The organism is Variovorax sp. P1_H2, assembly GCF_056405295.1.
Window position 1 is genome coordinate 1 of record NZ_JBFUCJ010000289.1, and the last position, 1030, is coordinate 1030.

The 1030-nt window shown below is 47.5% G+C and carries 2 protein-coding genes; both read left to right on the plus strand.

All coding sequences use genetic code 11. The features are described 5' to 3' along the window. On the plus strand, positions 1 to 771 hold a 771-nt coding region (locus AC1D2E_RS35925; RefSeq protein ID WP_478201804.1), incomplete at its 5' end, for an ATP-binding domain-containing protein. Beyond that, positions 768 to 1030, plus strand: a 263-nt coding sequence (locus tag AC1D2E_RS35930) for a hypothetical protein (protein WP_478201805.1), incomplete at its 3' end; no start/stop codon positions are given. The genes AC1D2E_RS35925 and AC1D2E_RS35930, both read left to right, overlap by 4 nt.

Here is a 1030-nt window from a genome sequence, read left to right on the forward strand (position 1 = left end):
GTTCTCGACGGTTCGTTGGAACCGGGGCGCGAAGTAACACTCGCGCGTACCTCCGAAACGTCACCGAAGTTTTTGGAGAATCACTCACCTCCGGACGATCTCCTGCAATTTTTAACGTTTCCCGATGCAGAGTCACAATCTCAGTGGCTATCCGAAAGCATAAAACACGACATTCAGGCGGAAGAACTCCGCCCAGAAGATATCGTAGTAATTAATCCGGACCCTTTTAAGACGCAAGAGGCGGTCGGAAAAACTCGCCGACTTCTTTTTGATATGAACATAAATAKTGAGATTGCTGGAGTCAGCACCTCTCGGGATGTTTTTAGCAAAGAGGGGTCGGTAACCTTCACGGGAATATTTCGCGCGAAAGGTAATGAGGCAGGCATGGTGTATGTCATGAATGCGCAGGATTGTTTCTCTGCCTTTACTAAATCGCAAACGGCTCTCGTCAGAAATCGACTTTTTACGGCTTTAACGAGGTCCAAGGCATGGGTTCGAGTCCTTGGAATCGGCTCAAAAATGGATGAGCTGACCGCTGAATGGGACAAACTAAAAAAGAACGACTATGCGCTTAAGTTCAAGTTTCCTACGGATGACGAGAAGAAACTTTTGCGACTAATCAACGTCGAGCCTGTAGCGAAGCAGACCGCGCGGGATCGACGCCTACAACGGCAGCGCGACGAGTTGCTTCAGGCCATCCGGGATGGTGATATTGATGCTGCTCAACTGATTGATGATTTCGGTGCGGCGAGTAGGCGAGCAAAGAAGTGAAATTTTTGGACGTTAAAGTTCAGCTAACCGAGGTAATCGGTCGCGCGATTGAAACGGGCGTCTCTGTTCAACAGAATTTTCCTTCGATTTCAGTTGGTTCTGAATCAAGCTCACTGGGTTCAATGACAGGGACATCCATTGCCCAAAAGAATGTTCCCTATAAGACGATTTATGAAGAATTGGAAGGCAATGGGCTATTTCATATTAAATTGCCCGACGGTGGATTGCTCTTGTTTCAGTATTCATTCGGTGCTAAAGG